Consider the following 23,798-nt stretch of genomic DNA (forward strand, 5'->3'; position numbering starts at 1 on the left):
TCGGCTGCGACCCGGCCTGGAGGGTGCGGATCAGCCGGCAATCAAATCGCGCAGATCGGCGACGGACCACGGCGGGTTGTCCCGATGGTCGCGGTACGCGATGATCGCCGGCCTCGGCCGGTCGAATCGGCCGATGAACCCGCCGGCGGCGATGAAGATCTGCCCCGTGATGTCCTCGGCCATGTCACTGGCCAGATAGGCGTACGTCGGCGCGGCATACTCCGGAGGTGGGGCCTCGAGGGCGCCCTGCATGCTGACCTCGTCGAGTAAACCGCGCCGGTGCAGATCGGCGATCTGGGCCTCGTAGGCCGGGCCGGTGGACAGCCGCGTCTTTGCGCCGGGGCACACCACGTTGGCGCGCACGCCGTGCTCCTTCAACTCGGCGGCGATAGCGAGCGTCAGGCCGTTGACGCCGCCTTTGCCCGCCGGGTAACCGGTGCCGCCGTAGTCGCCGAGGAAGGCGAACGAACTCGTGTTCACGATTGCGCCGCCGCCTTGGGCCACCATCCTCGGTGCCGCCGCCCGGCAGGTCTCGAAAGCCGTGCCGAGATGCGCGTCGATCAGATCGCGGAACTGAGCGGAGGTGATGTTGAGGATCGACGATCCGGCGGGCTCGGGGACACCCGCGCAGTTGACCAGGATGTCGATCCGGCCGAACTCTTGCACGCACTGTTCGATCAGTGTGTCGGCCATGTCGGGATCGGCGGGGGAGCCGGCCAGCCCGCACGCATTGGGAATCCGTTGCGCCGCTTGCGCTACCGCATCTGGGTCGCGGCCGTTGACGACGACTCCCGCGCCGTGGGCGGCGAGCAGTTCGGCCACCGCCAACCCGACGCCCCGCGAACCGCCGACCACGACCGCGCCGCGTCCGCTGAGCGAGGGACTACTTGGCATCCGATGACCGGCTGGCGGCCTGGTCGAATTGCATCGCGTCCATGTTCCAGTAGCCGCGCAGATTCGTGAGTAGCCCGGCGTCGTCGACCTTGTAGGTGAAAACCCCGCGCACCGTGCTGGTCATACCGTTGTCGAACTTGCTGCGCAGCAACAGGATATGGGCCACCTCGAGCGGCGAGCTGGACGGAAACGTCTCCTCGCAGGTGATCCGCAGGTCGTTGGCGGCGATGTTGGCGTCGTAGAACCCCGAAACCGCCTCTTTCCCACGGATTCCCGTGCCGTCGGGATTGGTGAAGGACTGCCCGATGGGGTCCTCGATGACGACGTCGTCGGCCATCAGCGCCAGCCAGCCGTCCTTGTCGTGGGCGTGCACGCACTTCCACGAGTTGTGCGACGCGGCCAATGCCGGTGTCTTCTCGGTGGTTTCCTGCGTCACGGGCCTACCGGTCGTCGTCGGTGTAGCGGATGACGCCGCGGATGTTGCGGCCCTCGAGCATGTCCTTGTAACCGTCGTTGATCTGCTCCAGCTTGTACTGCCGGGTGACCATGTCGTCCAGGTTCAGTTTGCCCGCCTTGTACATCGACAGCAGCTGTGGGATGTCGTAGTGCGGGTTGCCACCACCGAAGATGGTGCCCTGCAGGTTCTTCTGCAACAGCGTCAGCATCGCGAGGTTGAGGTTCACCTCGGTGTCGAGCAGGCTGCCGATAGCGGTCACCACGCAGGTGCCGCCCTTGGCGGTGAGGTTCAGGTAGTTGTCGACGTCCTTGCCGTGCAGCTCGCCGACGGTGACGATCACCTTTTGGGCCATCAGGCCCCAGGTGACCTCGCCGATACCCGCCATCGCGGACTCCCAGTCCGGATAGGCATGTGTGGCACCGAATTTCAGCGCTTGGTCCCGCTTCCACTCCACCGGGTCGATCGCGAAGATGCGCCGCGCCCCGGCCGTGACCGCGCCCTGCAGGGCGCCCATCCCGACACCGCCGACGCCGACGATCGCGACATCGTCCCCGGGCCGGACGTCACCGCTGCGGACGGCCGAGCCGTAGCCGGTGGTGATGCCGCAGCCGACCAGGCACGCGACCTCGAACGGGATCGATTCGTCGATCTTCACGACCGAGCTCCTGTGCACGACCATGTAGGGCGAGAAGGTGCCCAGCAGCGTCATGGGGAAGACGGGCTGACCCTTCGCGTGGATGCGGTGGGTGCCGTCGGAGACGGCGGTGCCCCCGAGCAGTCCGGCGCCGAGGTCGCAGAGGTTGCGCAGGCCGGCCTGACAAGAAGGACAATTACCGCAGGACGGGATGAACGACATCACCACGTGGTCGCCGGGCTTGAGATCCTCGACGCCGGGGCCGACCTCGGTCACGATGCCGGCGCCCTCATGACCGCCCAGCACGGGGAAGCCGGCCATCGGGATACCGCCGGTCACCAGATGGTGGTCGGAGTGGCACATCCCCGACGCCTCCATCTGGACCTTCACCTCGTCCTTGACGGGGTCCCCGATCTCGATCTCCTCGATCGACCAGGGCTGGTTGAACTCCCAGATGAGAGCACCTTTTGTCTTCATTCGAACGTGCCTTCCGCTAGAGCCGGTGACCTCAGACTAGAGGCAGTAGTTAGGTGCGTCACAAGCACCCCCAATCAACTGCTTGGCCGGTCACCAGATCGGTGAGGGGGCCTCGCCGAGCGGGTAGTAGCCGGGCAGTTTCTCGCCGGCGAGCGAGCGTTCGATACGTTTCTGCATACCGGGCGAGAGGTCGCCGGACTCGATCAGCTTCGCGTACCCCTTGGCCACGTGGCCGAAGTCGAAGAAGTCGCGCTGCCACTCGATCTTTAGGTCCTTGTTCAACCGGAACCAGCTGCCGCCGATCCCGTAGATCTCGTCGGTGGAGCCGTCGGACTTGTTGACGATCTGCTTCCAAAAGCCGACGATCTCGCCCTGCTTGTCGTCGACGAGCACCTTCTGGTACTCGTAGACCCAGTTCTCCAAACCTTCCATCTCCAAACCCAGAGCGACGTCCCGGATTTCGTCTTTGCCGACGCACATCACGTCTTCCTTGGGGCCGATGTTCCAGCCGTAGGTCGCATCGTCGGTGTAAAACTCGGCCAACGGCGTCCAGTCGCCGTTGCGTTCGGCTTCACGATTGGCTTCCAGCCACTGCTCGACCCAGTTGTCGAGCGCTTCGCGGGGCAGTGACGGCATGGCTACTCTCCTGTTTCCTTGATTGTCAGTGCCTGAGTCGGGCACATGTCGACCGCATTCTGAATCTCGTCGCGGGCGTCGTCGGGTGGTTCGGGATTCAGGATCTCGACCTTGCCGCGTTTGGGCACCCTGAAGTAGTCGGGCGCCTCGAGCTCACACATCGCGTGGCCCTGGCACAGGTCGAGGTCGACTTCAACTCGGTAGCATCCCAATCTCGTCACCCTACCCGAATTACTTTGTACGCCTGCGGTATCGAGCCTTTGCGGGCCGTTGCAGCTGGACCACCATCTTCGAGTGGTCGTTGCGGTAGCTGTCGGCCGGTTGCGCCATCTCGAACTCGAACTCGCGCAAGAGAACCGAGAAGATCGCCTTGATCTGCATCTGCGCGAATGCGGCGCCGACGCAACGGTGTCTGCCCGCACCGAACGGGATCCACGTCCACCGGTTGACGATGTCGGCCTGCTCGGGCTTGTTGTAGCGGTCCGGGTTGAAACCGTCGGGGTCCGGGAAGTCCTCGGGGATCCGGTTGCTGATAGCGGGTGACGCGGCGACGAAGTCACCCTTGTGGATCGGGAACCCGGCGACCTCGAACTCGCCCTGTGCCACCCGCATCAGGATGATCAGCGGCGGGTGCAGTCGCAGCGTCTCCTTGACGACATTGTCGAGCAGCGGGATCTGGCGCAGCGCATGGAAGCTCACTTCCTGACCATCGGCGTAGAGCTCGTCGAGCTCGGTCTGCACCTTCGCGTAGATCTCGGGATGGCGGATCAATTCGATCAGCGTCCACGCCGACGTGCCGGAACTGGTGTGGTGCCCGGCGAACATCAGTGAGATGAACATGCCGGTGACCTCGTCGGCCGAGAACCGCGGTTCGCCGTCCTCGTCCTTGATCGACACCAGCACGTCGAGCATGTCGCGGTCGGCCTTATCCGCCGGCGGGTTGGCCAGCCGCTGGCTCATGATCTCCTGCACCAGCGCAACGAGTTTCACGCGCGCTTCATCACGGCGTTGAAAGCTCTCGATCGGCAGGTAGGGGTCGACGTAGCACAACGGGTCGGTGCCGCGCTCCAGATCGTGATAGGACTCGGCGAAGCGGTGGTCGAGCTGGTTGCGGAACTTCAGCCCGATCAGGCAGGCCGTCGACGTGTAGATCGTCAGCTCGGCGAAGAAGTCGAGCAGTTCGATCTCGCCTTCATCGCCCCAATCGGCGATCATCTTGCGGACTTCGCCCTCGATGGTGACCGCGTGGCCCTTCATGTGTTCACCGCGCAGCGCCGAGTTGTGCAGCATCTCCTTGCGCCGCTCCGGACTCGCGTCGAAAACCACGCCCTTGCCGAAGATCGGTGTCATGAACGGATAGGCCTCAGCCTGGTCGAGATCCTCGTCGGCCGAACGGAAGAAGAACTCGTTGGCCTCCGCGCCGGACAGCAGGATGACGTGCTTGTCGACCAGTTGGAACCAGCCGACGTCACCGCATTCCTCACGGACGCGCTTCATCAGCCCAATCGGGTCGGTGCGGAACTCTTCGAGGTGTCCGTGTTCTTCCTCACCGCCGGAGACGCGGGGCACAACGGCTGCCGTCGTTGAATTGGTTTCAGTCATGTCCGTGGCATCCCCTCTTCGTCCAGGGCGAGCTTCTGACGATCTGTGTTGTCGGTCAACGGCGCTTCGGGCTGTAGCTCCATGTTCGCGATGAACCCGCCGCGCGGCGTCTCGGCCACGAACGTGATGGCGCGGGCGAGATCCGATGCCCGCAGGAAGTAGTCGTGGCGGGCCTGTCCCCATTTGGCCCAGTCCTCAAGTGCCGGACCGATCTTCTCGGCGGGCAGGCTCCAGCCCATGCTGGTCTTGGTCGGCCCCGGATGGACGATCGAGGCTCGCACACCGGTGCCTTCGAGTTCCATCTGGAAGTTGTTGACCATCGCGACCAGTGCCGCCTTGGCGGCGCCGTAGGCGCCCATGTGCGGGCGCTGGCGCAGCGCGACGTCGGAGCCGACGAAGATGAGGTCACCGCGCCGGCGCTCGAGCATGCCCGGCAGCACCGCGGCCGCCAGGCGGTTGGCGCCGACGAGGTGGATCTGCAGTTGCGACTCGAACTCGTCGGTGGTGATCTCGGCGAGCTTGCCGAAATAGGTGTCACCGGCCCCGGCGACGAGCACCTCGATCTCGCCGAGCGCCGCGACCGATTGTGCGACAAAGGTCTTCACCGAATTGGGGTCCGTGACATCGAGGTGGAACCCGACGGCCTCGCCACCGTCGGCGTTGATCTTGCCGACGATGTCGGTGAGCTTCTCGACGCGGCGCGCACCGAGCGCAACGGGGAAGCCGTGCGCGGCCATCTCGATGGCCGTTGCCTCGCCGATTCCGGACGAGGCGCCGGCGACGATGACGGGTCGCCGGTCGGGAAGTGGGTCGAAACGGGGCATGTGGGGGCCTTCAACGGGTTTGGAGGGTGATCGGAAGACGAGCGAATCCGCGGACATTGCTCGAGTGGACGCGGACGGCGTTGGCCTCGTCGACCTCGTATCCGCGAATACGTTTGAACAACTCGGTCAGTGCGACCCTTGCCTCCATCCGCGCCAGGTGCGCGCCGAGGCAGAAGTGGGCACCGCTGCCGAAACTCAAGAGCTTGGACCCGATCTCGCGGCCGATGATGAATCGGTCGGGATGGTCGAACACCCGCTCGTCGCGGTGTGCCGAGCCGGGCAGCAACAGCACCACGTCGCCATCGGGAATGACGGTGTCGTACAACGTCAGTTCACCTGCGACGGTGCGCGCCAGGATCTGACTCGAGGTGTCGTACCGCAGCGTCTCCTCGACCCACAGCGGTATCCGCTCCAGATCGGCGTAGACCGGGGCGAGCTGGTCGGGGTTCTTGTGTCCCCAGAAGGCGGCGTTGGCAAGGAGTTTCGTGGTGGTCTCGTTTCCGGCGATCACCATCAAGAACAGGAAACCGAGAATCTCGTCGTCGGTGAGCCGGTCGCCGTCGATCTCGGCCTCCAGAAGCGCAGTGGTGAGGTCGTCGGTGGGATTCCTGCGACGCTCGGCGACCATACCCTGGTAGTAGACGATCAGGTTGATGGACGCCTCCACCGCGGCCGGCGGCACATCGGTCACACCCTCGTCGCGATGCATCACGCCGTCGGCCCAGGCGCGCACCTGGGTGCGATCCGGTTCCGGCACGCCCATCAGTTCGGAGATGACATCCATGGGCAGCTTGCCCGCGAACTCGTCGACGTAATCGACGGTCTCGTTCGATCGAACCTTGTCCAGCATGACGTCCAGATGCTGCACCGCGATTTCGGTGACCCGGGGCTCCAACTCACGGATGCGGCGCGGCGTGAAGCCCTTGGACACCAGTGTTCGCAGCCGCAGGTGATCGGGATCGTCCATCGCCAGGAACGACATCGTCTTCGACGCGTGTGGGCCCCGCGAGGCCGGATCCAACGACACGCCGAACTTGTTCGACAGCGTCTTGCTGTTGCGGAAGCCCTCCCAGACGTCCTGATGCCGTGACAGCGCCCAGAAGCCGAGTTCGTCGTTGCGGTACAGCGGCGCCTCGTCGCGCAGTCGCTTGTAGTAGGGGTACGGATCCTCGTGGAAGTCGTAATCGTATGGGTCGAGGATGATTTCGCTGACGGTCACTGGTGGTCCCCCACGATGAGGCCGACGACGTAGCTGAGCCGGTCGGCGATCTGGTGATAGGTGAAGACGCCGCTGCCCGCGTTGACCAGCGCGCCGAAGAACGTCATCTCCAACGCGGCCAAGGCGCGCGGGTCGGCGTCCGGGCCCATGGCCGCCCGGATGCGGCGATGGATCTCGGCGCCGATGCGGTCACGCACTGCGCGCACTGCGGCGTCGCCGCCGCTCAGCAGCGCGGTCGTGCACGCGGCGGCGACTTCCGGTTCGTCGGCGACCATCAGCGCCATGGCGCGCAGGGTCTTCTCGACGCGCGCCACCCTGCTCTCGTTGACATCGGTGAAGTACGGCACCTGGCGCATCAGGTCGAGGTACACCTCGGCGATCAGATGGTTCTTCGACGAGAAGTACGTGTACGCGGTGGCAGGCGCGACCTTGGCCTTCGCGGCGACCGCGCGCACCGTCAGATCGGCGTAGGAGGACTCGCGCAGCATCTCGACACCGGCGGTGAGCACCTTGCGGAACGTCTCCTCCTGGCGACGGTTGCGCGGCGCGTCACCGGCGGTCGTAGGCGGCAGGCCCGTGACCGCGACCATCGATTCGCTGGACACCTGTCCAAGTTATCCGACCGCGTCTGAAATCCGCAAGTACGCAGCTAGAAAACGACCTGCTTGCCAGGCACGACGCCGGAGGACTATCGTTCGGTCCAACAATTCGGACAGTTGTCCAGTCACGGTGGAACGGAGACGGCATGGCAGTGCTGGCCAATCGGGAGAGTCGGTTGCTCATCGACGGCAAGCTCGTCACGGGCGGCGGCGGATCGTTCCAGACGGTCAACCCGGCGACCGAGGAGGTGCTCGGCGTCGCGGCCGATGCCACCGCCGACGACATGGGCCGCGCGATCGACGCGGCCCGGCGCGCCTTCGACGAGACCGACTGGTCCACCGACACCGAGTTCCGTGTGCGATGCCTGCGCCAGCTGCAGGCGGTGCTGAAGGAGCGCACCGAAGAACTTCGCGAAATCACGATCGCCGAGGTCGGGGCGCCCCGGATGCTCACTTCGGCGGCCCAACTCGAGGGGCCGGTCGAGGATTTGAGCTTTTGCGCCGACACCGCGGAGTCCTATGAGTGGAGCACCGACCTCGGCATCGCCTCGCCGATGGGCATCAAGACCCGTCGCAGGATCGCCCGCGAAGCGGTCGGGGTCGTCGGTGCCATCACGCCGTGGAACTTCCCGCACCAGATCAACCTCGCGAAGATCGGTCCAGCACTGGCCGCGGGTAACACCGTCGTGCTCAAGCCGGCGCCGGACACCCCATGGTGCGCGGCCGCGATCGGGGAGCTGATCGCCGAGCACACGGACATCCCGCCGGGTGTGGTGAACATCGTCACGTCCAGCGACCACGGTGTCGGTGCGCTGTTGGCCAAAGACCCGAGGGTGGACATGGTTTCGTTCACGGGGTCGACGGCGACCGGCCGAAGCGTGATGGCCGACGGCGCGGCCACGATCAAGAAGGTGTTCCTCGAACTCGGTGGCAAGTCGGCGTTCATCGTGCTCGATGACGCGGATCTGGCCGGTGCCTGCTCGATGTCGGCCTTCACCGCGTCGATGCACGCCGGACAGGGCTGTGCGATCACCACGCGGTTGGTCGTGCCGCGCGCCCGCTACGACGAGGCTGTCGAAGCGGCGGCCGCGACCATGGCCGGCCTCAAGCCCGGCGACCCACAGGACGCCGGAACCATCTGCGGGCCACTGATTTCCGCCCGCCAGCGCGACCGGGTCCAGGGGTACCTCGATTCGGCGATCGACGAGGGCGGCACGTTCGCCGTGGGTGGCGGGCGGCCGGCCGAGCGCGACACCGGGTTCTTCATCGAGCCCACCGTCATCGCCGGACTCGACAACAACGCCAAGGTCTCGCGCGAGGAGATCTTCGGACCCGTGCTGACGGTGATCGCCCACGACGGTGACGACGACGCGGTCCACATCGCCAACGATTCGGTCTACGGCTTGTCGGGCACGGTGTTCTCGGCCGACGAGGAGCGCGCGAACCGGGTGGCGGCGCGAATGCGCGTCGGTACCGTGAACATCAACGGCGGCGTCTGGTACTCGGCGGACATGCCGTTCGGCGGATACAAGCAGTCCGGGCTCGGTCGGGAGATGGGCCTGGCCGGCTTCGAGGAATACCTGGAGATCAAGGCCATCGCAACGGCGGTCTGATCGCCGGATGGCCAGTTACGTCACGCTTTTTCACTGAAGCCGCGCAGTAAGTGGCCACTCGGCAGAGAGGGAAGTATGCAGTTCGACGACAAGGTGGCGATCGTCACCGGCGCCGGGGGCGGTATCGGCCAGGCTTATGCCGAGGCGCTGGCCCGGGAGGGCGCCGCGGTGGTGGTTGCCGACATCAACACAGAGGGTGCGCAGAAGGTAGCCGACGGGATCAAGGGCGAGGGCGGCAACGCGCTCGCCGTGCGGGTCGACGTGTCGGATCCCGATAGCGCGAAGGACATGGCCGCGCATACTCTTTCGGAGTTCGGCGGTATCGACTATCTGGTGAACAACGCCGCGATTTTCGGCGGCATGAAACTGGACTTCCTGATCACCGTGGACTGGGACTACTACAAGAAGTTCATGAGCGTGAACATGGACGGCGCGCTGGTGTGCACGCGGGCGGTGTACAAGAAGATGGCCAAGCGTGGCGGCGGGGCGATCGTCAACCAGTCGTCGACGGCGGCATGGCTGTACTCGAACTTCTATGGTCTGGCCAAGGTGGGGATCAACGGTCTGACCCAGCAGTTGGCCACCGAACTGGGCGGTCAGAACATCCGGATCAACGCAATCGCCCCGGGGCCGATCGACACCGAGGCCAACCGCACCACCACGCCGCAGGAGATGGTGGCCGACATCGTCAAGGGAATCCCGTTGTCGCGCATGGGCACCCCGGACGACCTGGTCGGCATGTGCCTGTTCCTGCTGTCGGATCAGGCTCGATGGATCACGGGGCAGATCTTCAACGTCGACGGCGGGCAGATCATCAGATGAGCACTGATCTCAAGCTCGGCTACATCGGGCTCGGAAACATGGGCGCGCCGATGGCCAAGCGACTCGCGCAATGGCCCGGCGGTCTCGTCGTGTTCGATGTTCGGGCCGAAGCCATGACACCGCTCGCCGAGGTCGGGGCGACACTGGCCGACAGCCCCGCCGACCTGGCCAAGGCCGACGTCGTCAGCGTCACCGTGCTCGACGATCAGCAGGTGCGCGACGTCGTCGGCGAGCTGGTCGAGCACGCGAAGGCGGGTACCGTGATCGCGATCCATTCGACGATCAGTCCCGAGACGGCTGTAGAGCTCGCCGAGCAACTGCGGCCGAAGGGAATTCACATCGTGGATGCACCCGTCAGCGGTGGCGGGGCCGCGGCCGAGAAGGGCGAACTCGCCGTCATGGTCGGCGCCGATCGTGAGGTCTACGAGCGTGTCAAGCCGGTGTTCAGGCAGATCGGCGCGATGGTCATCCACGCGGGTGAGCCAGGCGCAGGTACTCGAATGAAGCTGGCGCGCAACATGTTGACGTTCGTCGGTTACGCGGCGGCCTGTGAGGCCATGCGGTTGGCCGAAGCCAGCGGGATCAACTTGCAGCAACTCGGTCGGGTGGTTCGTCACACCGACGCGCTCACCAGCGGCCCGGGGGCGATCATGGTGCGCGACGACATGTCCGACATCGAAAGCGACAATTTCCTCTACGAGTCGTTCAGCCATGCGCGCGCGCTGGGGGAGAAGGACCTGAGTTTGGCGCTGGCGCTCGGCGAGGCCAACGATGTGGAGCTTCCGCTGGCTCAGATCGCGCGCCAGAACCTGGCCGCCGGGCTGGGCGTGCCACATAGGAAGGAGTGAGCCGCATGGACGAATTGCGCCGCAAGGGGCTCGAGAAGATGAACGAGGTATACGGCTGGGAGATGCCGAACGTCGAAGGTAACGAGTACTTCGCGTTGACCGCCGATCATCTCTTCGGGACCATTTGGACCCGGCCGGGCCTGTCGATGCGCGACAAGCGGATCATGACGCTGACGGTGGTGACGGCGCTGGGCATCTCCGAACTGGCCGAAATCCAGGCCAACGCGGCGCTGGCCAACGGAGAGATCACCGAGGACGAACTCAAGGAAATGGCGATCTTTCTCACCCACTACCTCGGGTTTCCGCTGGGGTCCAAGCTCGACGGTGTGGTCAGCAAGGTGATCAAGAACCGGCAGAAAGGTCGGGGTGAGGACAAGAAGGCCAACGTCAATGCAGCGGTGAAGATGCATTCCGGAGGGACGGTCCATGGCGACCCAGACGAGTAGATACTCATCGCTGTCCCGGGATCAGTTGGCGGTACTGGTGCCGGAGCTGCTGTTGATCGGCCAGCTGATCGACCGGTCCGGAATGGCCTGGGTCATCAGTAGTTTCGGTCGCGAGGAGATGCTGCAGGTCGCAATCGAGGAGTGGATGGGTGCCAGCCCGATCTACACCAGGCGGATGCAGAGGGCGCTGAAATACGAAGGCACCGACGTGATCACGATCTTCAAGGGCCTGCAACTCGACATCGGCGCGCCGCCGCAGTTCATGGACTTCCGCTACACCGTGCACGACCGTTGGCACGGCGAGTTCCATCTCGATCACTGCGGTGCACTGCTCGACGTGGAACCGATGGGGGAAGACTACGTCCGTGGCATGTGCCACGACATCGAAGACCCGACGTTCGACGCGACCGCCGTCGCGACGAACCGCAGAGCCCAGATCCGTCCGATCCACCGCCCGCCGCGCACCCCGGCCGACCGGCAACCGCACTGCGCATGGACCGTGATCATCGACGAGTCCTATCCAGAGGCCGAAGACCATCCGGTCCTCGAGGTGATTGCGCGAACCCACGCAGCCGGAACAGAACTCGATCCTATCGACACAGATGACGAGGGAGCGGCGGACTACTCCGGCCCGCTGCTATCCGATCTCGACTTTGGGGCTTTCTCCCAATCCGCGCTGGTGCGGATGGCCGACGAGGTCTGCCTGCAGATGCACCTGCTCAACCTGTCGTACGTGATCGCGGTCGGAAAGCGCGCGGGCGCCGACACCGAACTGGCAACCGATATCTGTACCAAACAGTTGATCGGGCTGGCCGGCGTCGCCGCCGAGCGGATCCATCGCGTGTTGCAACTCCCGGGCGGCGTCGGAGGCGCGGTGCGCACGCTGGAGTTGCATCCGATGCTCAACCCCGCCGCCTACGTCGACGCCGAGTTCGGGCCGGATGTCGTTCACGTCCGACGCTCACCGGCCCACGAGGACGGCGGATGGATGTCGCTGGTGTCGCCCGACGAGCGGCGCCCGTTGCAGGCGATCGTCACCGCGGTGGACAAGCACCTCGACGTCGAACTCGCGGGCACCGCCGAGGAGTGGACCGCGCGCGTCGTCGAAACAGATACGGAGGCCAAGGAATTCCCCGAGGTGTCGGTCGTGAGGGTCAGCGGCGGATCGACATGGGAGTTCGAGGACCGTAAGTCGCTGCCGTTGACCGTGCTGTAGAACTCCTGCGTCGGGTGCGCCCGCCGGTCGCATAGGGTGAAGCAATGTTGGTGCTGCGGCGTTTCGTCTCATTGGTGACGGTGCTCGGTGCGATCGTTGCGTCGTCGAGCTGCTCGACTTCTGGGAGAGATTCTGCGACGACCGTACCTTCGACTTCCCCGTCGGCCACGCTGAACCTGTCTCGGATCGCCGAGCTGAGCGACGACTTCCCGCCGGGCTTCACACCCGAGCCGCAGTCCGGACCGAAAGCGGTGACACCTCAAGACGCTCACCTGATCAGCGACACCGTCTCGTACGGAAAGCCACTCACCGTTGATCCGCCGGAATGCCGACCTTTGTTCAAACCCGTCGAGGCGCAAGCGGGTGCCGAGAAGGCGGGCATCGGCGCTGGGGGGCCGCAGCCGCCGGCGCTTGTCGTCAGTGCGGTCAACCCGGTCGCGGTTCCTGTTGCCCTTCCGATACGGGGTTGCGACCGGATGACCTTCGTCGTGGCCGGTGCTGTCCCCGACGGCACTGCCGAACGGCTCACCGCGCCGCATATCGACGGCGCGACGACCAACGGCGTCAAGGTGTTCTACGACGGGGGCGTCGAGTACTTCTACACCGCGATACTGGACGGCCGCACGTACGTCGAAGTGTGGGGTCGCGTCGGTCCGGACTTCCAGGCAGAGCCGGTGCTTCCCGACCTGTTGACCAAAGCCGTGGCCGCCATCCGGCAGTAGCGGTCAGCGCGGGCCGCCGGCGTTTGCGTCCGGCACCCAGACACCGCCGCCTGGGATCAGCTCGGTGTACCCGTACGGGCCGTATGTGGTTTCGTCGCCGGACACGTACGGCGGCCGGTACTCGATGTCGGTGAGGTCCAGTGGCCTGTCCGGCGGATCCGAGGGCCAGGCCGGTCCGCCGGGAATCGGCACCCAGGTTCCGGATCCCGGCACGAGCTCCTGGTAACCGAAGGGCCCGTAGGTGCTTTCGTCGCCGGCGACGTACGGCGGCCGGCACTCGACGTCGTCGAGATCCAACGGCGCTTCGACTGGAGTGGGCCGGTAGTCCGGGCTGCTCGGGTCTGGAATCCAGGTGCCCGACCCCGGCACCAGCTCGCGGTAGCCGCGAGGCCCGAATGTCCTCGGATCGCTCGGGTCGTACGGCGCGAGTTGCACGACGTCGTTGAGATCGAATGTGGTTTCGGGAAGGTCGCTCGTCCCCTCGCCACTTCCGAAGGACACGGGTGTCGCGTCGTCGTCCTTCTCGGGGTGACGATTCAGCTCGTCGTATTCGGCGCCGATTCCGCGCATCCTCGCCGCGATTGCGGCGAGGTCGGCATGCGAACGCTGAATGATCTCCGCGACCTCGTTGGCGCCCTTGCTGACCACCGGCCACAGCCACTGTTCGCCGGCCACGGTGCTGGGCACCGTCGCCGCGGCATCGACCACCCACTTCCTCACCGCGTCAAGGTCGCGCCGACCCGCTGCCACGACAGCGGCTGACCGGTCGACCTCTGCCGCGAGCCGCCGGTCGAGACCGGCCATTACACCGAGAGCGTTTGCCTGCCTGGCGTTCTCGTCGGCGTAACCGTCGGCGCCCGAGCCGGTCCAGTTGGAGCCCGGCGCCGCCGCCTCCACGTCACCCCGGATGGACTCCAGGCGGGAACTGTTGTCGAGTCCGGCGCCGTCGCGCGGGGTGCCCTCACCGAACGTGGCGCGCGCCTGCGACCACGTCGACAAGAAGGCATCCAGTACACCCACGACCGTGAGTTTACGTCCGGCGACACGTCCGGCTGCGCACCAATTGTGGAGTCAGCGGGCTGCGCTCGTGGTGGCGAGGCTCGCGCCGACCCAGCGACGCAGGTAGTTGCGCAGTTCCGCACCTCGGCGCGGCGGGCGGCCCGGGTCGATGATGAACGACTGGATGATCCGCAGCAGGTGCTCGGCCAACTCGTCGAGGTCGTTGTCGGCGAAGCCCAAAGCGCGCCAATCCACGTCGAAGCGCCGCAGCATCGAGTTGGCGAACTCCAACGCCACATCCGACGTGACGGTCTGGCTGAAGGCACTGGCCCGCCCGGGCGTCAGCAACAGGCCCATGTGCTTGTCCCGGGGCAGCCACTCCAGCGCGGTGGCGATGCCTTCGGCGACCGCCTCCTGCGGGTCGGTCACTCCTTGCAGGTGATCGGCCAGCCGGTCCAGGAAGCCGGACGCCGCACGTTGCGCGGAAGCCACCAGCAGCGCGTCGGTACTGGGGAAGTACCGGTAGACCGTCTGACGCGTCACGCCCAGGGTGCGCGCCACGTCGGCGATCGAGAACTCCGCTCCCCGGGCATCGATCGCCTTACCCGCGGCATCGAGGATGCGGGCGACCGCCTCCTCATCCGTCGACGGCGCCGAGCCGGACCAGCCGTGGGTGCGCACGGCGAAATCCTACTCAGCCGGTTCGGTCAGCCGGTGTAGGAGACCTGCAGGTCCTTGACGCCGTTGATCCAGCCCGACCGAAGGCGTTGTGGTTCGCCGAGTTTGGCGATGTCGGGAATCTGGTCGGCGATCTCGTCGAAGATCAGCTTGATCTCCATGCGGGCCAGGTTCGCGCCGATGCAGTAGTGGGCGCCGTTGCCGCCGAACCCAAGGTGTGGGTTGGGGTCACGCACGATGTCGAAACGGAAGGGTTGTTCGAAGACGCTCTCGTCGTAGTTGGCCGAACTGTAGAACAGGCCGACACGCTGGCCTTCGCGAATCGTGACGCCTCCGAGTTCGGTGTCGGCCATCGCGGTTCGCTGGAAACAGTGCACAGGGGTGGCCCAGCGCACGATCTCGTCGGCGGTGGTCTCGGGCCTCTCCCGCTTGAACAACTCCCACTGGTCGGGGTTCTCGAAGAACGCGTTCATACCGTGCGTCATCGCGTTGCGGGTGGTCTCATTGCCCGCCACCGCCAGCAGGATCACGAAGAACGCGAACTCCACGTCGTCGAGCGACTCGCCGTCGATGTCGGCCTGCACCAGCCGCGTCACGATGTCGTCGGCCGGACAGCGGCGGCGCTCCTCGGCCATCGAATAGGCGTAACCCATCAGCTCCGCGTTGGCTGCGGTCGGGTCGGAGTCGAAGTCGGGGTCGTCGGTGTTCATGATCGCGTTGGTCCATCCGAACAACTTCTCGCGATCGGCCTCGGGCACACCGATCAGGTCGGCGATCGCCAACAGCGGCAGGTTCATCGCGACATCGTCGACGAAGTTTCCGCTGCCCTTCCGCTTTGCGGCGGCGACGATCTCGCGCGCGGCGGTCCCGAGCCGTTCCTCGAGCGCGGCGATCGCGCGCGGGGTGAACAAGCGCGACACCAGCTTTCGCAGCCGGGTGTGCTCCGGCGCGTCATGGTTGATCAACAGCGCCTTGGTGAGCTCGAGTTGTTCGGCGGTGGCGCCTTCCGGCAGCCGCATCACTGCGCCCTTGCGGTTGGTCGACCACAGATCGGAGTTGCGGGAGATGGCCTTGATGTCTTCGTGACGGCTGACCACCCAGTAGCCGCCGTCGTCGAAGATCGACTCGGGCTGCTCGTTCCACCACACCGGGGCGGTCTTGCGAAGCTGGGCGAATTCGGCGACCGGGATACCGCGCAGCAGCACGTCGGGATCGGTGAAGTCATATCCCGGTCCGAAGGGGCATGTGGCCTGCGTCATACCTAGACCATACAGCGTGTTGTCAAGTGTATGGCCGATGCCCTGGTGCGACAGGCGTTAGGGTGAGCAGTTGTGCGAGTCCTGGTGGTCGGATCCGGAGCCCGGGAACATGCGCTGCTGCTGGCGCTGCGGCGTGACCCCGAGGTGGAGGGCCTGGCGATCGCGCCGGGGAATGCGGGAACCGCGGCGATCGCCGACCAGTACGACGTCGACGTCACCTCCGGCGAGGCGGTGACCAAGCTGGCGCAGCGCATCCGCGCCGACCTGGTGGTCATCGGTCCGGAAGTACCGCTGGTCCTCGGCGTGGCCGACGCGGTGCGCAGCGCCGGGATCGCCTGCTTCGGCCCGGGCACGGACGCCGCCCGGATCGAGGGTTCGAAGTCGTTCGCCAAGGACGTGATGACGGCCGCCGGAGTTCGCACCGCCAGGAGCGAGGTCGTCGACAACCCCGCACGCCTCGACGCCTCACTCGACCGGTTCGGCCCACCTGGTGGCGAGCGCGCATGGGTGGTCAAGGACGACGGCCTGGCCGCCGGCAAGGGTGTGGTGGTGACGCCCGACCGCGCCGCGGCCCGGGCGCACGCGGCGAATCTGCTCGAGTCGGGGCATCCGGTGCTGCTCGAGTCGTTCCTGGACGGGCCCGAAGTCTCGCTGTTCTGTGTCGTCGACGGTGAAACCGTCGTGCCCCTGCTTCCCGCGCAGGACTTCAAGCGTGCCGGCGACAACGACACCGGACCCAACACCGGGGGCATGGGAGCGTATGCACCGCTGCCCTGGCTGCCCGAGGACATCCTCACCCAGATCGTCGACGAGGTGGTGAAACCCGTTGCCGCCGAACTGGTTGCGCGCGGCAGTCCGTTCTCGGGCCTGATGTACGCCGGCTTGGCGATCACATCGCAGGGACCGGCGGTAATCGAATTCAACTGCCGTTTCGGCGATCCGGAGACGCAGTCCGTGCTGGCGCTGCTGGAGACACCGTTGGGTCAGCTACTGTACGCGGCCGCGAGCGGCAACCTTGCGGACGAGCCGCCCTTGCGGTGGCGCGACGGCGCCGCGGTGACCGTGGTGCTCGCCGCGGAGAACTACCCGGGCCGACCTCGGGTCGGCGACCCGATCACCGGCTCCGAGGCCGACGGAGTGCTGCACGCGGGCACCCGTCGCCGCGACGACGGTGCCATCGTGTCATCTGGCGGCCGTGTGCTTTCGGTGGTGGGCACCGGCGCGGACCTCGCCGCGGCGCGCGAGGCCGCCTACCGGGTGATCAAGTCGATTCGGCTGCCGGGCAGTCATTTTCGCAGCGATATCGCGTTGGCCGCGGCCGAGGAGCGGCTGGCTCGCTAGGTGACCAGCAGCGGAGCCATCCAGGTCAGCTCCGCGGGCAGTTGCGCGCTCCAGAACCCCGCGTCGTGCCCGCCCGGCGAGAAGCCGCCGGCGGGTGGGTTCGGCAGCTGCGCGATGAACTCTCTTGTCGCCGAATAGAAGGGATCGCTGATCCCGCAGTCGATCCGGATCGGAATCGACGCCAGCGCGGGCAGGCCCCAGACGCTGTTGGCCGCATAGTCCGCCGCACTGTCGAACGCACCGGGCGCGGCGGCACCGGCGGATGTCCACAGCGCCGGGCTCACCGCGCAGATCGCCGCCGTGCGCGCGGCTCCGAGCCGGGCGCCGAGCAGCAGCGCGCCGTAGCCGCCCATCGACCAGCCGAGGAAGCCGACACGCGAGACGTCCAGGCGATGCGAACCCAGCATGGGGATCAGCTCGTCGAGCACCATTGCCCCGGAGTCTTCGCCGGAGGCCCGCTTGTGCCAGTAGCCTCCGCCGCCGTCGACGGCGACGACCGCGAAGGGCGGCAGGCCTGCCGCGACCGCCTCGGCCAGGCCCCGCTCCACGCCACCGGCCATCACCCCGGCGGCGTCCTGTCCCTTACCGTGCAGCGCAATGACTGGACGCAACGGGGCGGTCTGGCCGGGTGGGCGCGCGATCGCCCAATTGGTCGTCAGTCCGCCCCGCGCCGCAGAGACGAAGGACCCGTCGACGTAGGTGGGCGCGGCGGGCGCCGCCGGGACCACGGGCGCCATGCGCAGCGCCGCCGCCCCGGCCGCGGCACCGAGTCCGAGGCGCAGAAGCGAACGGCGACTCAGTTCGGGCATGGCGGCCATCATGCCACCGGGCGTAGCCCATTCACCGCGAGAGCCCATTCACCGCGAGAGCCCATTCACCGCGAGAGCCCATTCACCGCGAGAGCCCATTCACCGCGAGAGCCCATTCGCCGCGAAGCGGTCGGCACCGCACCGGAAACAACAGCCACGACTTCTTGGGTCAAAGCCGGACGATTAGCCGAAAGCGCGATGGGAGGCGCGCTCGACTGGCAGCATGCTAGAAGTGACGGCAGCGGTCACTCCCAAGGGAGAGCGTCGGCGGTTTGCGCTGGTCAGTGCCGCTGCCGATCTGCTGTGCGAAGGCGGCTTCGACGCAGTGCGGCATCGCGCGGTGGCGCGTCGCGCCGGCCTGCCGCTGGCGTCGACGACCTACTACTTCTCGTCGCTCGATGATCTGATCGCCAAAGCCGTCGAGCACATCGGCGAGCGTGAGGCAGAGCAGTTGCGTGCGCGGGTCGAGATGCTGTCGCGGCGGCGGCGAGGCGCGGAATCGACCGCCGACATCTTGGTCGACCTGTTGGTCGACGACGTGGTGGGGCAGCGGGTCAGCGAGCAGTTGATCTCGCGCTATGAGCGCTACATCGCGTGCGCACGCCACCCCCTGCTGCGCGACATCCAACGGCGGATCCTGCGCCAGCGCACGGATGCGGTTGTCGAGGTCGTCGAACGCTCGGGGCGGTCGGTGCGCGCCGGGTACCTCACCGCGTTGGTCAACGCGGTCGACGGTGCCGTGGTGGCGGCGCTCGTCGGGGACGGCGACGGCCCTCGCGCAACAGCACGCGCGACGTTGATCGACGTGATAGACGTGTTGGCGCCAATCGACGAGCGAGTGGCGCAGGTGTAGATCCAAGAGGAGGCCGATGGGCAAACAGCCAGAACTTCGGCGGGTCATGGGTCCGGGGCTGTTGCTCTTGTTCGTTGTCGGCGACATCCTCGGCACCGGTGTGTATGCCCTGACCGGCCAGGTTGCCGGCGAGGTGGGTGGGGCGGCCTGGTTGCCGTTCCTGCTCGCATTCGCGATCGCGACGGTCACGGCGTTCTCCTACCTGGAGCTGGTCACGAAGTATCCGCAGGCCGCGGGAGCAGCGCTCTACGCGCACAAGGCATTCGGGATCCAGTTCTTCACGTTCCTCGTCGCGTTCGTGGTGATGTGCTCCGGCATCACATCGGCGTCGACCGCGTCACAGGCGTTCGCCGCCAACATGATCAAGGGTTTCGGCCTGGATTGGGGCAGGGCGGGCGTCGCCGTCATCGCGCTGACCTTCATGGCCGTCCTGGCCGCGATCAATCTGCGCGGTGTCAGCGAGAGCGTCAAGCTCAACGTCGGCCTGACCATCATCGAGATCACCGGCCTGATGCTGGTGATCTTCGTCGGACTGTGGGCGTTCACCCAGGGCGGCGACACCGACTTCTCCCGCATCGTGATGTTCGAAAGCAGCGAGGAGCGAAGCACATTCGTCGCGATCACCGCGGCGACATCGCTGGCCTTCTTCGCGATGGTCGGGTTCGAGGACTCGGTCAACATGGCCGAGGAGATCAAGGACCCGGTCCGGACTTTTCCCAAGGTGTTGTTGACCGGACTGGGCATCGCGGGCGTGGTGTACATCCTGGTGTCGATCATCGCGGTGGCGTTGGTGCCGATCGGTGAACTGAGGGCGAGCAGCACGCCGCTGGTCGATGTTGTCGAAGCGGCGGCGCCGGGGCTTCCGATCGACGAGCTGTTCCCGTTCATCACGATGTTCGCGGTGTCGAACACCGCGCTGATCAACATGCTGATGGCCAGTCGGCTGATCTACGGGATGGCGCGTCAGCATGTTCTGCCCCCAGTGCTGGGCTCGGTGCACCGGACTCGTCACACGCCCTGGGTCGCAATCATATTCACGACGGTCGTCGCGTTCGGGCTGATCTTCTACGTCTCCACCTTCGCGAGCAGCAAGGCGCTTTCGGTGCTCGGCGGCACCACCTCGCTGCTGCTGCTGGCGGTGTTCGCGATGGTCAACGTCGCGGTGCTGGTACTGCGACGCGATGTCCGAAAGGAGGGCGGACACTTCCGGACACCGACGGCACTGCCGGTGATGGGGTTCATCACCTCGCTGTATCTGGTGACACCGCTGTCGGGGCGCCCGGGCACGCAGTACCTGTTGGCCGGAATCCTGCTCGTGATCGGGGTTGTCCTCTTCCTGATCACGATGGCGATCAACAAGCAGCTCGGCATCAAGGATGCCGGCATCACCGACCCCACCCACTTGGCTCAAGCGCCGGACTGATCGGCCGTCCGGCCTTTCGGTGCGGCCACCCGGTGCGTCGGCAGCGTCGGCGTGACGATGTACCCGGTTGCGTAGTCGCCGTAGACGGTGACGTCTGAGGGCCGGTGATGTCGGTACAGGCCGACGTAGGCGCAGACGACCGCGTCGACGGGATCCTCTTCGCGGTCGAGTTGGCTGGGCCGGGTCGCCGCTTCGACCCGCTCGCGGACCTCGGCCCACGCGGTGTCGTCGTGCACCCGCAGTCGGGGCGTGGCGCAGTCGAGCCCTTCGATCAGCGTCATCAAGGTCAGCAGTCCGCGCTGGCGGTCCACGAACCTGCCCCTCTTGTATTTGATGGTCTTGTCGAGGTCGAACAACACGACCGTGGCCGGGTGGGGATACACCTCGATCGCTCGGCGGTCGGCGCGCGACGCCGGATCGATGTCGAGGTCCAGCACATGCGCCAACCGGGCGGCGCGCGGGTTCTTCAACTCCGGCTTGGCGCTGAACGCGGGGCGCGCGCCAGCCTCGAATCGTTGGAAGTCGCGATTGAAGGCCGCCTCGGCGGGCCGGTGGCCGGTCGGGTTGGCCACGATCAGCGGAGCATCGACGGCGACCACGCACGCGCCACCGGTGAACGGTGCGATGGCCGCCAGAATGCTCGCGTCGTCACGGGCGGCGCCGATGTGCAGCAGCCGCCCGTCTGCGTCGACGGCCGCGACACCGGTCTGGTTGCGCTCACCCCAGGCGAGGTCGAGGCCAACGAAGTGCATGGGGACACTGTGCCCGATCGGGGTCGTAAGCTGTGTGTTCGTGACCATCCCCAACGTGCTGGCCCACCGATACGCCAGTGAAGACATGGTGGCCATCTGGTCGCCGGAGGCCAAGGTCGTCGCGGAGCGCCGGCTGTGGCTGGCGGTGCTGAGCGCGCAGGCGGAGTTGGGTGTGAGCGTCCCCGCGTCGGTGGTTGCGGACTACGAGCGGGTGCTCGAGCGGGTCGACCTGTCCTCGATTGCGGCCCGCGAACGGGTGCTGCGCCACGATGTCAAGGCGCGCATCGAGGAGTTCAACGCGCTGGCGGGTCACGAACACGTGCACAAGGGCATGACTAGCCGCGACCTGACCGAGAACGTCGAGCAGCTGCAGATCCGCCGTTCACTCGAACTCGTGCATACGCATGGCGTGGCGGTGGTGGCCCGGCTGGCCGAGCGTGCCGTCTTGTATCGCGACCTCGTCATGGCCGGGCGCAGCCACAACGTCGCGGCGCAGGCCACCACGTTGGGCAAGCGGTTCGCTTCGGCGGCCGAGGAGACGCTGATCGCGCTGCAGCGGCTGCGCTCGTTGGTCGACCGCTATCCGTTACGTGGCATCAAGGGCCCGATGGGTACCGCTCAGGACATGCTGGACCTGTTCGACGGGGACGTGTCGCGGCTCGCCGAGTTGGAACGCCGCGTTGCCGAATTCCTCGGTTTCACCGAGATTTTCACCAGCGTAGGGCAGGTTTACCCGCGCTCGCTCGACCACGACGTCATCTCGACGCTCGTCCAGGTGGGTGCGGGACCATCGTCGCTGGCCCACACCATCCGGCTGATGGCCGGGCACGAGCTCGTCACCGAGGGCTTCGCGCCAGGGCAGGTGGGGTCGTCGGCGATGCCACACAAGATGAACACGCGGTCGTGCGAGCGGGTGAACGGGCTGCAGGTGGTGCTCCGCGGTTACGCGTCCATGGCGGCCGAACTCGCCGGCGCGCAATGGAATGAGGGCGACGTGTTCTGCTCGGTGGTGCGCCGGGTCGCGCTGCCGGATGCGTTCTTCGCCGTCGACGGACAGATCGAGACCTTCCTGACGGTGCTCGACGAGTTCGGCGCCTACCCCGCGGTGATCCAGCGTGAGCTGGACCGCTACCTGCCTTTCCTCGCGACGACTCGGATCCTCATCGCCGCCGTCCGGGCCGGGGTCGGCCGCGAGACCGCTCACGAGGTGATCAAGGAGCACGCCGTCGCGGTGGCCCTGGCGATGCGGGAGAAGGGTTCCGAACCCGACCTGCTGGATCGGTTGGCCGCCGACCCGCGGCTACCGCTGGACCGGGCGGCGTTGGATGCGGCGCTGGCCGACAAGCAGGCGTTCTCCGGCGCGGCCGGTGATCAGGTGGACCGGGTGGTCGAGGCGGTCGACGAGTTGGTGAGCCGCTATCCCGAAGCGGCGAAATACACTTCGGGTGCCATCTTGTGACACTGGCCGGCATCGACTTCACCGATCTGGACAACTTCGCCAACGGATTTCCGCACGAGCTGTTCGCGCTGCATCGTCGCGAGGCACCGGTCTATTGGCATGAGCCGACTGAACACACGCCCGACGGCGAGGGCTTCTGGTCGGTCGCCACCTATGCCGAAACCCTTGCGGTGTTTCGCGATCCGGAGACCTTCTCGTCGGTGACGGGGGGCTCGCGCCCATACGGTGGCACGCTGCTGCAGGACCTGGCGGTCGCCGGGCAGGTGCTCAACATGATGGACGACCCGCGGCACGCCCAGATTCGGCGGCTGGTCAGTTCGGGGCTCACGCCGCGGATGATCCGACGGGTCGAGGACGATCTGCGTGCGCGTGCGCAGCGGCTCTTGGATGCCGTTGAGCGGGGCCAGCCCTTTGACTTCCTGGTCGACGTCGCCGCCGAGTTGCCGATGCAGATGATCTGCATCCTGCTGGGAGTGCCCGAGTCCGAACGGCATTGGTTGTTCCAGGCGATCGAGCCGCAGTTCGACTTCGGTGGTTCACGCAAGGCATCCCTCGGACAGCTGACGGCCGAAGAGGCCGGTTCGCGGATGTACACCTACGGCCAGGAGTTGATCGCCGCCAAACGCGCAGAACCGACCGACGACATGCTGTCGGTGGTGGCGAACGCTTCGGTGGACGACGGTGCGCTGTCGGATCTGGAGCTCTACCTGTTCTTCAGCCTGCTGTTCAGCGCCGGTGCCGAGACGACGCGGAACGCGGTGGCCGGTGGACTGTTGGCACTGATCGAGAATCGGGCGCAGATGTCCATGCTGCGCGACGATCTGGCGCTGCTGCCGTCGGCTGTCGAGGAGATGGTGCGCTGGTCGTCGCCGTCACCGTCGAAGCGGCGCACCGCGACCCGGGATGTGTCGTTGGGCGGACATGACATCGCCGCCGGTCAGAAGGTGCAGATCTGGGAGGGCTCGGCCAACCGCGACGAAGCGGTGTTCACCGATCCCGACGTGTTCGACATCACCCGTAAACCCAACCCGCATCTCGGCTTCGGCCAGGGCGTGCATTACTGCCTCGGCGCGAACCTCGCGCGGCTCGAGCTGCGCGTGCTGTTCGAAGAGCTGCTGGCGCGGTTCTCCGCAGCGAAGTTGGTCAGGCCCGTCGAGTGGACACGGAGCAACCGGCATACCGGGATTCGGCATCTCGTGGTCGAGCTGCGGTGAGC

General features: G+C 66.4%; 25 protein-coding genes. 11 read left to right on the plus strand and 14 right to left on the minus strand.

The window, feature by feature from the left end; all coding sequences use genetic code 11:
• Positions 1 to 30 precede the first annotated feature (30 nt).
• The 9 genes from QGN32_RS14700 to QGN32_RS14740 all read right to left on the minus strand — a co-directional run bounded on the left by QGN32_RS14700 (position 31) and on the right by QGN32_RS14740 (position 7,333).
• Entirely contained in the window at positions 31 to 894 is an 864-nt protein-coding gene (locus QGN32_RS14700; protein ID WP_326545104.1) for an SDR family NAD(P)-dependent oxidoreductase, read from the minus strand.
• Positions 884 to 1,330 carry a nuclear transport factor 2 family protein gene (locus QGN32_RS14705; protein ID WP_326545105.1) on the minus strand — a complete coding sequence of 149 codons (447 nt, stop codon included), beginning with the start codon at positions 1,328 to 1,330 and terminating at the stop codon, positions 884 to 886. The genes QGN32_RS14700 and QGN32_RS14705 overlap by 11 nt, the downstream gene beginning before the upstream one ends.
• Positions 1,331 to 1,334: 4 nt before the next feature.
• Positions 1,335 to 2,462: an NDMA-dependent alcohol dehydrogenase gene (locus tag QGN32_RS14710; RefSeq protein WP_326545106.1), complete on the minus strand. Its 1,128-nt coding sequence runs from the start codon at positions 2,460 to 2,462 to the stop codon at positions 1,335 to 1,337.
• 90 nt (positions 2,463 to 2,552) lie between these two features.
• Positions 2,553 to 3,098: a nuclear transport factor 2 family protein gene (locus tag QGN32_RS14715; RefSeq protein WP_326545107.1), complete on the minus strand. Its 546-nt coding sequence runs from the start codon at positions 3,096 to 3,098 to the stop codon at positions 2,553 to 2,555.
• A gap of 2 nt (positions 3,099 to 3,100) precedes the next feature.
• Entirely contained in the window at positions 3,101 to 3,259 is a 159-nt protein-coding gene (locus tag QGN32_RS14720) for a ferredoxin (protein WP_442791841.1), read from the minus strand.
• Positions 3,260 to 3,329: 70 nt separating this feature from the next.
• Entirely contained in the window at positions 3,330 to 4,700 is a 1,371-nt protein-coding gene (gene cyp51 / locus QGN32_RS14725; RefSeq protein ID WP_326545108.1) for a lanosterol 14-alpha demethylase, read from the minus strand.
• A complete protein-coding gene (locus QGN32_RS14730) occupies positions 4,697 to 5,524 on the minus strand; it encodes an SDR family oxidoreductase (protein ID WP_326545109.1) in 828 nt (275 codons plus the stop codon). Before QGN32_RS14730 ends, cyp51 begins: the two co-directional genes overlap by 4 nt.
• Before the next feature lie 10 nt (positions 5,525 to 5,534).
• Positions 5,535 to 6,743 carry a cytochrome P450 gene (locus QGN32_RS14735; protein WP_326545110.1) on the minus strand — a complete coding sequence of 403 codons (1,209 nt, stop codon included), beginning with the start codon at positions 6,741 to 6,743 and terminating at the stop codon, positions 5,535 to 5,537.
• Positions 6,740 to 7,333, minus strand: a complete 594-nt coding sequence (locus tag QGN32_RS14740; protein WP_442791842.1) for a TetR/AcrR family transcriptional regulator — start codon at positions 7,331 to 7,333, stop codon at positions 6,740 to 6,742. Before QGN32_RS14740 ends, QGN32_RS14735 begins: the two co-directional genes overlap by 4 nt.
• Positions 7,334 to 7,488: 155 nt before the next feature.
• Between QGN32_RS14740 and QGN32_RS14745 the strand changes: the two genes are divergently transcribed.
• The 6 genes from QGN32_RS14745 (at position 7,489) to QGN32_RS14770 (ending at position 13,009) form a co-directional block, all read left to right on the plus strand.
• Entirely contained in the window at positions 7,489 to 8,955 is a 1,467-nt protein-coding gene (locus QGN32_RS14745) for an aldehyde dehydrogenase (protein ID WP_326545112.1), read from the plus strand.
• Between the two features lie 75 nt (positions 8,956 to 9,030).
• Complete coding sequence (locus QGN32_RS14750) at positions 9,031 to 9,777, plus strand: SDR family oxidoreductase (RefSeq protein WP_326545113.1); 747 nt, start codon at positions 9,031 to 9,033, stop codon at positions 9,775 to 9,777.
• On the plus strand, positions 9,774 to 10,625 hold the full coding sequence (locus tag QGN32_RS14755) for an NAD(P)-dependent oxidoreductase (protein ID WP_326545114.1): 852 nt from the start codon (positions 9,774 to 9,776) through the stop codon (positions 10,623 to 10,625). The genes QGN32_RS14750 and QGN32_RS14755 overlap by 4 nt, the downstream gene beginning before the upstream one ends.
• A 5-nt stretch (positions 10,626 to 10,630) precedes the next feature.
• Positions 10,631 to 11,071 carry a carboxymuconolactone decarboxylase family protein gene (locus QGN32_RS14760; RefSeq protein ID WP_326545115.1) on the plus strand — a complete coding sequence of 147 codons (441 nt, stop codon included), beginning with the start codon at positions 10,631 to 10,633 and terminating at the stop codon, positions 11,069 to 11,071.
• Positions 11,052 to 12,287, plus strand: a complete 1,236-nt coding sequence (locus QGN32_RS14765; protein ID WP_326545116.1) for a hypothetical protein — start codon at positions 11,052 to 11,054, stop codon at positions 12,285 to 12,287. Before QGN32_RS14760 ends, QGN32_RS14765 begins: the two co-directional genes overlap by 20 nt.
• A gap of 44 nt (positions 12,288 to 12,331) precedes the next feature.
• Positions 12,332 to 13,009 (plus strand): DUF5642 family protein, encoded by a 678-nt coding sequence (locus tag QGN32_RS14770; RefSeq protein WP_326545117.1) that lies wholly within the window; start codon positions 12,332 to 12,334, stop codon positions 13,007 to 13,009.
• 3 nt (positions 13,010 to 13,012) lie between these two features.
• On the opposite strand, the gene QGN32_RS14775 is transcribed toward QGN32_RS14770, so the two are convergent.
• The 3 genes from QGN32_RS14775 to QGN32_RS14785 are packed head-to-tail and all read right to left on the minus strand — an operon-like array spanning position 13,013 to position 15,945.
• On the minus strand, positions 13,013 to 14,029 hold the full coding sequence (locus QGN32_RS14775; protein ID WP_326545118.1) for an EspA/EspE family type VII secretion system effector: 1,017 nt from the start codon (positions 14,027 to 14,029) through the stop codon (positions 13,013 to 13,015).
• A gap of 51 nt (positions 14,030 to 14,080) precedes the next feature.
• Positions 14,081 to 14,689: a TetR/AcrR family transcriptional regulator gene (locus QGN32_RS14780; RefSeq protein ID WP_326545119.1), complete on the minus strand. Its 609-nt coding sequence runs from the start codon at positions 14,687 to 14,689 to the stop codon at positions 14,081 to 14,083.
• 26 nt (positions 14,690 to 14,715) lie between these two features.
• Complete coding sequence (locus QGN32_RS14785) at positions 14,716 to 15,945, minus strand: cytochrome P450 (protein ID WP_326545120.1); 1,230 nt, start codon at positions 15,943 to 15,945, stop codon at positions 14,716 to 14,718.
• A gap of 72 nt (positions 15,946 to 16,017) precedes the next feature.
• Between QGN32_RS14785 and purD the strand changes: the two genes are divergently transcribed.
• Positions 16,018 to 17,286 carry a phosphoribosylamine--glycine ligase gene (gene purD, locus QGN32_RS14790; protein ID WP_326545121.1) on the plus strand — a complete coding sequence of 423 codons (1,269 nt, stop codon included), beginning with the start codon at positions 16,018 to 16,020 and terminating at the stop codon, positions 17,284 to 17,286.
• On the opposite strand, the gene QGN32_RS14795 is transcribed toward purD, so the two are convergent.
• Positions 17,283 to 18,104, minus strand: coding sequence for an alpha/beta hydrolase (locus QGN32_RS14795; RefSeq protein ID WP_326545122.1), 822 nt, complete (start codon positions 18,102 to 18,104; stop codon positions 17,283 to 17,285). The two genes, purD and QGN32_RS14795, sit on opposite strands and share 4 nt — an antisense overlap.
• A 214-nt stretch (positions 18,105 to 18,318) precedes the next feature.
• Between QGN32_RS14795 and QGN32_RS14800 the strand changes: the two genes are divergently transcribed.
• Together QGN32_RS14800 and QGN32_RS14805 are read left to right on the plus strand one after the other, a co-directional pair.
• A complete protein-coding gene (locus QGN32_RS14800; RefSeq protein WP_326545123.1) occupies positions 18,319 to 18,948 on the plus strand; it encodes a TetR/AcrR family transcriptional regulator in 630 nt (209 codons plus the stop codon).
• Positions 18,949 to 18,964: 16 nt separating this feature from the next.
• Complete coding sequence (locus QGN32_RS14805) at positions 18,965 to 20,371, plus strand: APC family permease (RefSeq protein ID WP_326545124.1); 1,407 nt, start codon at positions 18,965 to 18,967, stop codon at positions 20,369 to 20,371.
• Here the strand turns inward: QGN32_RS14805 and QGN32_RS14810 are convergent.
• Positions 20,356 to 21,123: a DUF429 domain-containing protein gene (locus tag QGN32_RS14810; protein WP_326545125.1), complete on the minus strand. Its 768-nt coding sequence runs from the start codon at positions 21,121 to 21,123 to the stop codon at positions 20,356 to 20,358. The genes QGN32_RS14805 and QGN32_RS14810 overlap by 16 nt on opposite strands.
• A 40-nt stretch (positions 21,124 to 21,163) precedes the next feature.
• Here QGN32_RS14810 and purB point away from each other — a divergent pair, with 40 nt between their 5' ends.
• Together purB and QGN32_RS14820 are read left to right on the plus strand one after the other, a co-directional pair.
• Entirely contained in the window at positions 21,164 to 22,582 is a 1,419-nt protein-coding gene (gene purB / locus QGN32_RS14815; RefSeq protein WP_326545126.1) for an adenylosuccinate lyase, read from the plus strand.
• Positions 22,579 to 23,796: a cytochrome P450 gene (locus tag QGN32_RS14820; protein WP_326545127.1), complete on the plus strand. Its 1,218-nt coding sequence runs from the start codon at positions 22,579 to 22,581 to the stop codon at positions 23,794 to 23,796. Before purB ends, QGN32_RS14820 begins: the two co-directional genes overlap by 4 nt.
• Positions 23,797 to 23,798: the final 2 nt, after the last annotated feature.

This window comes from Mycolicibacterium sp. ND9-15, from assembly GCF_035918395.1.
Taxonomy (GTDB): Bacteria; Actinomycetota; Actinomycetes; order Mycobacteriales; family Mycobacteriaceae; genus Mycobacterium.

Coding starts and splice junctions, on each gene's coding strand:
- cyp51 (WP_326545108.1), bottom strand. CDS start 4,700: ATGACTGAAACCAATTCAACGACGGCAGCCGTTGTGCCCCGCGTCTCC.
- QGN32_RS14795 (WP_326545122.1), bottom strand. CDS start 18,104: ATGGCCGCCATGCCCGAACTGAGTCGCCGTTCGCTTCTGCGCCTCGGA.
- QGN32_RS14740 (WP_442791842.1), bottom strand. CDS start 7,333: ATGGTCGCGGTCACGGGCCTGCCGCCTACGACCGCCGGTGACGCGCCG.
- QGN32_RS14785 (WP_326545120.1), bottom strand. CDS start 15,945: ATGACGCAGGCCACATGCCCCTTCGGACCGGGATATGACTTCACCGAT.
- QGN32_RS14765 (WP_326545116.1), top strand. CDS start 11,052: ATGGCGACCCAGACGAGTAGATACTCATCGCTGTCCCGGGATCAGTTG.
- QGN32_RS14770 (WP_326545117.1), top strand. CDS start 12,332: ATGTTGGTGCTGCGGCGTTTCGTCTCATTGGTGACGGTGCTCGGTGCG.
- QGN32_RS14805 (WP_326545124.1), top strand. CDS start 18,965: ATGGGCAAACAGCCAGAACTTCGGCGGGTCATGGGTCCGGGGCTGTTG.
- QGN32_RS14810 (WP_326545125.1), bottom strand. CDS start 21,123: ATGCACTTCGTTGGCCTCGACCTCGCCTGGGGTGAGCGCAACCAGACC.
- QGN32_RS14720 (WP_442791841.1), bottom strand. CDS start 3,259: ATGTGTGAGCTCGAGGCGCCCGACTACTTCAGGGTGCCCAAACGCGGC.
- QGN32_RS14755 (WP_326545114.1), top strand. CDS start 9,774: ATGAGCACTGATCTCAAGCTCGGCTACATCGGGCTCGGAAACATGGGC.
- QGN32_RS14710 (WP_326545106.1), bottom strand. CDS start 2,462: ATGAAGACAAAAGGTGCTCTCATCTGGGAGTTCAACCAGCCCTGGTCG.
- QGN32_RS14730 (WP_326545109.1), bottom strand. CDS start 5,524: ATGCCCCGTTTCGACCCACTTCCCGACCGGCGACCCGTCATCGTCGCC.
- QGN32_RS14745 (WP_326545112.1), top strand. CDS start 7,489: ATGGCAGTGCTGGCCAATCGGGAGAGTCGGTTGCTCATCGACGGCAAG.
- QGN32_RS14715 (WP_326545107.1), bottom strand. CDS start 3,098: ATGCCGTCACTGCCCCGCGAAGCGCTCGACAACTGGGTCGAGCAGTGG.
- QGN32_RS14750 (WP_326545113.1), top strand. CDS start 9,031: ATGCAGTTCGACGACAAGGTGGCGATCGTCACCGGCGCCGGGGGCGGT.
- QGN32_RS14760 (WP_326545115.1), top strand. CDS start 10,631: ATGGACGAATTGCGCCGCAAGGGGCTCGAGAAGATGAACGAGGTATAC.
- QGN32_RS14700 (WP_326545104.1), bottom strand. CDS start 894: ATGCCAAGTAGTCCCTCGCTCAGCGGACGCGGCGCGGTCGTGGTCGGC.
- QGN32_RS14800 (WP_326545123.1), top strand. CDS start 18,319: ATGCTAGAAGTGACGGCAGCGGTCACTCCCAAGGGAGAGCGTCGGCGG.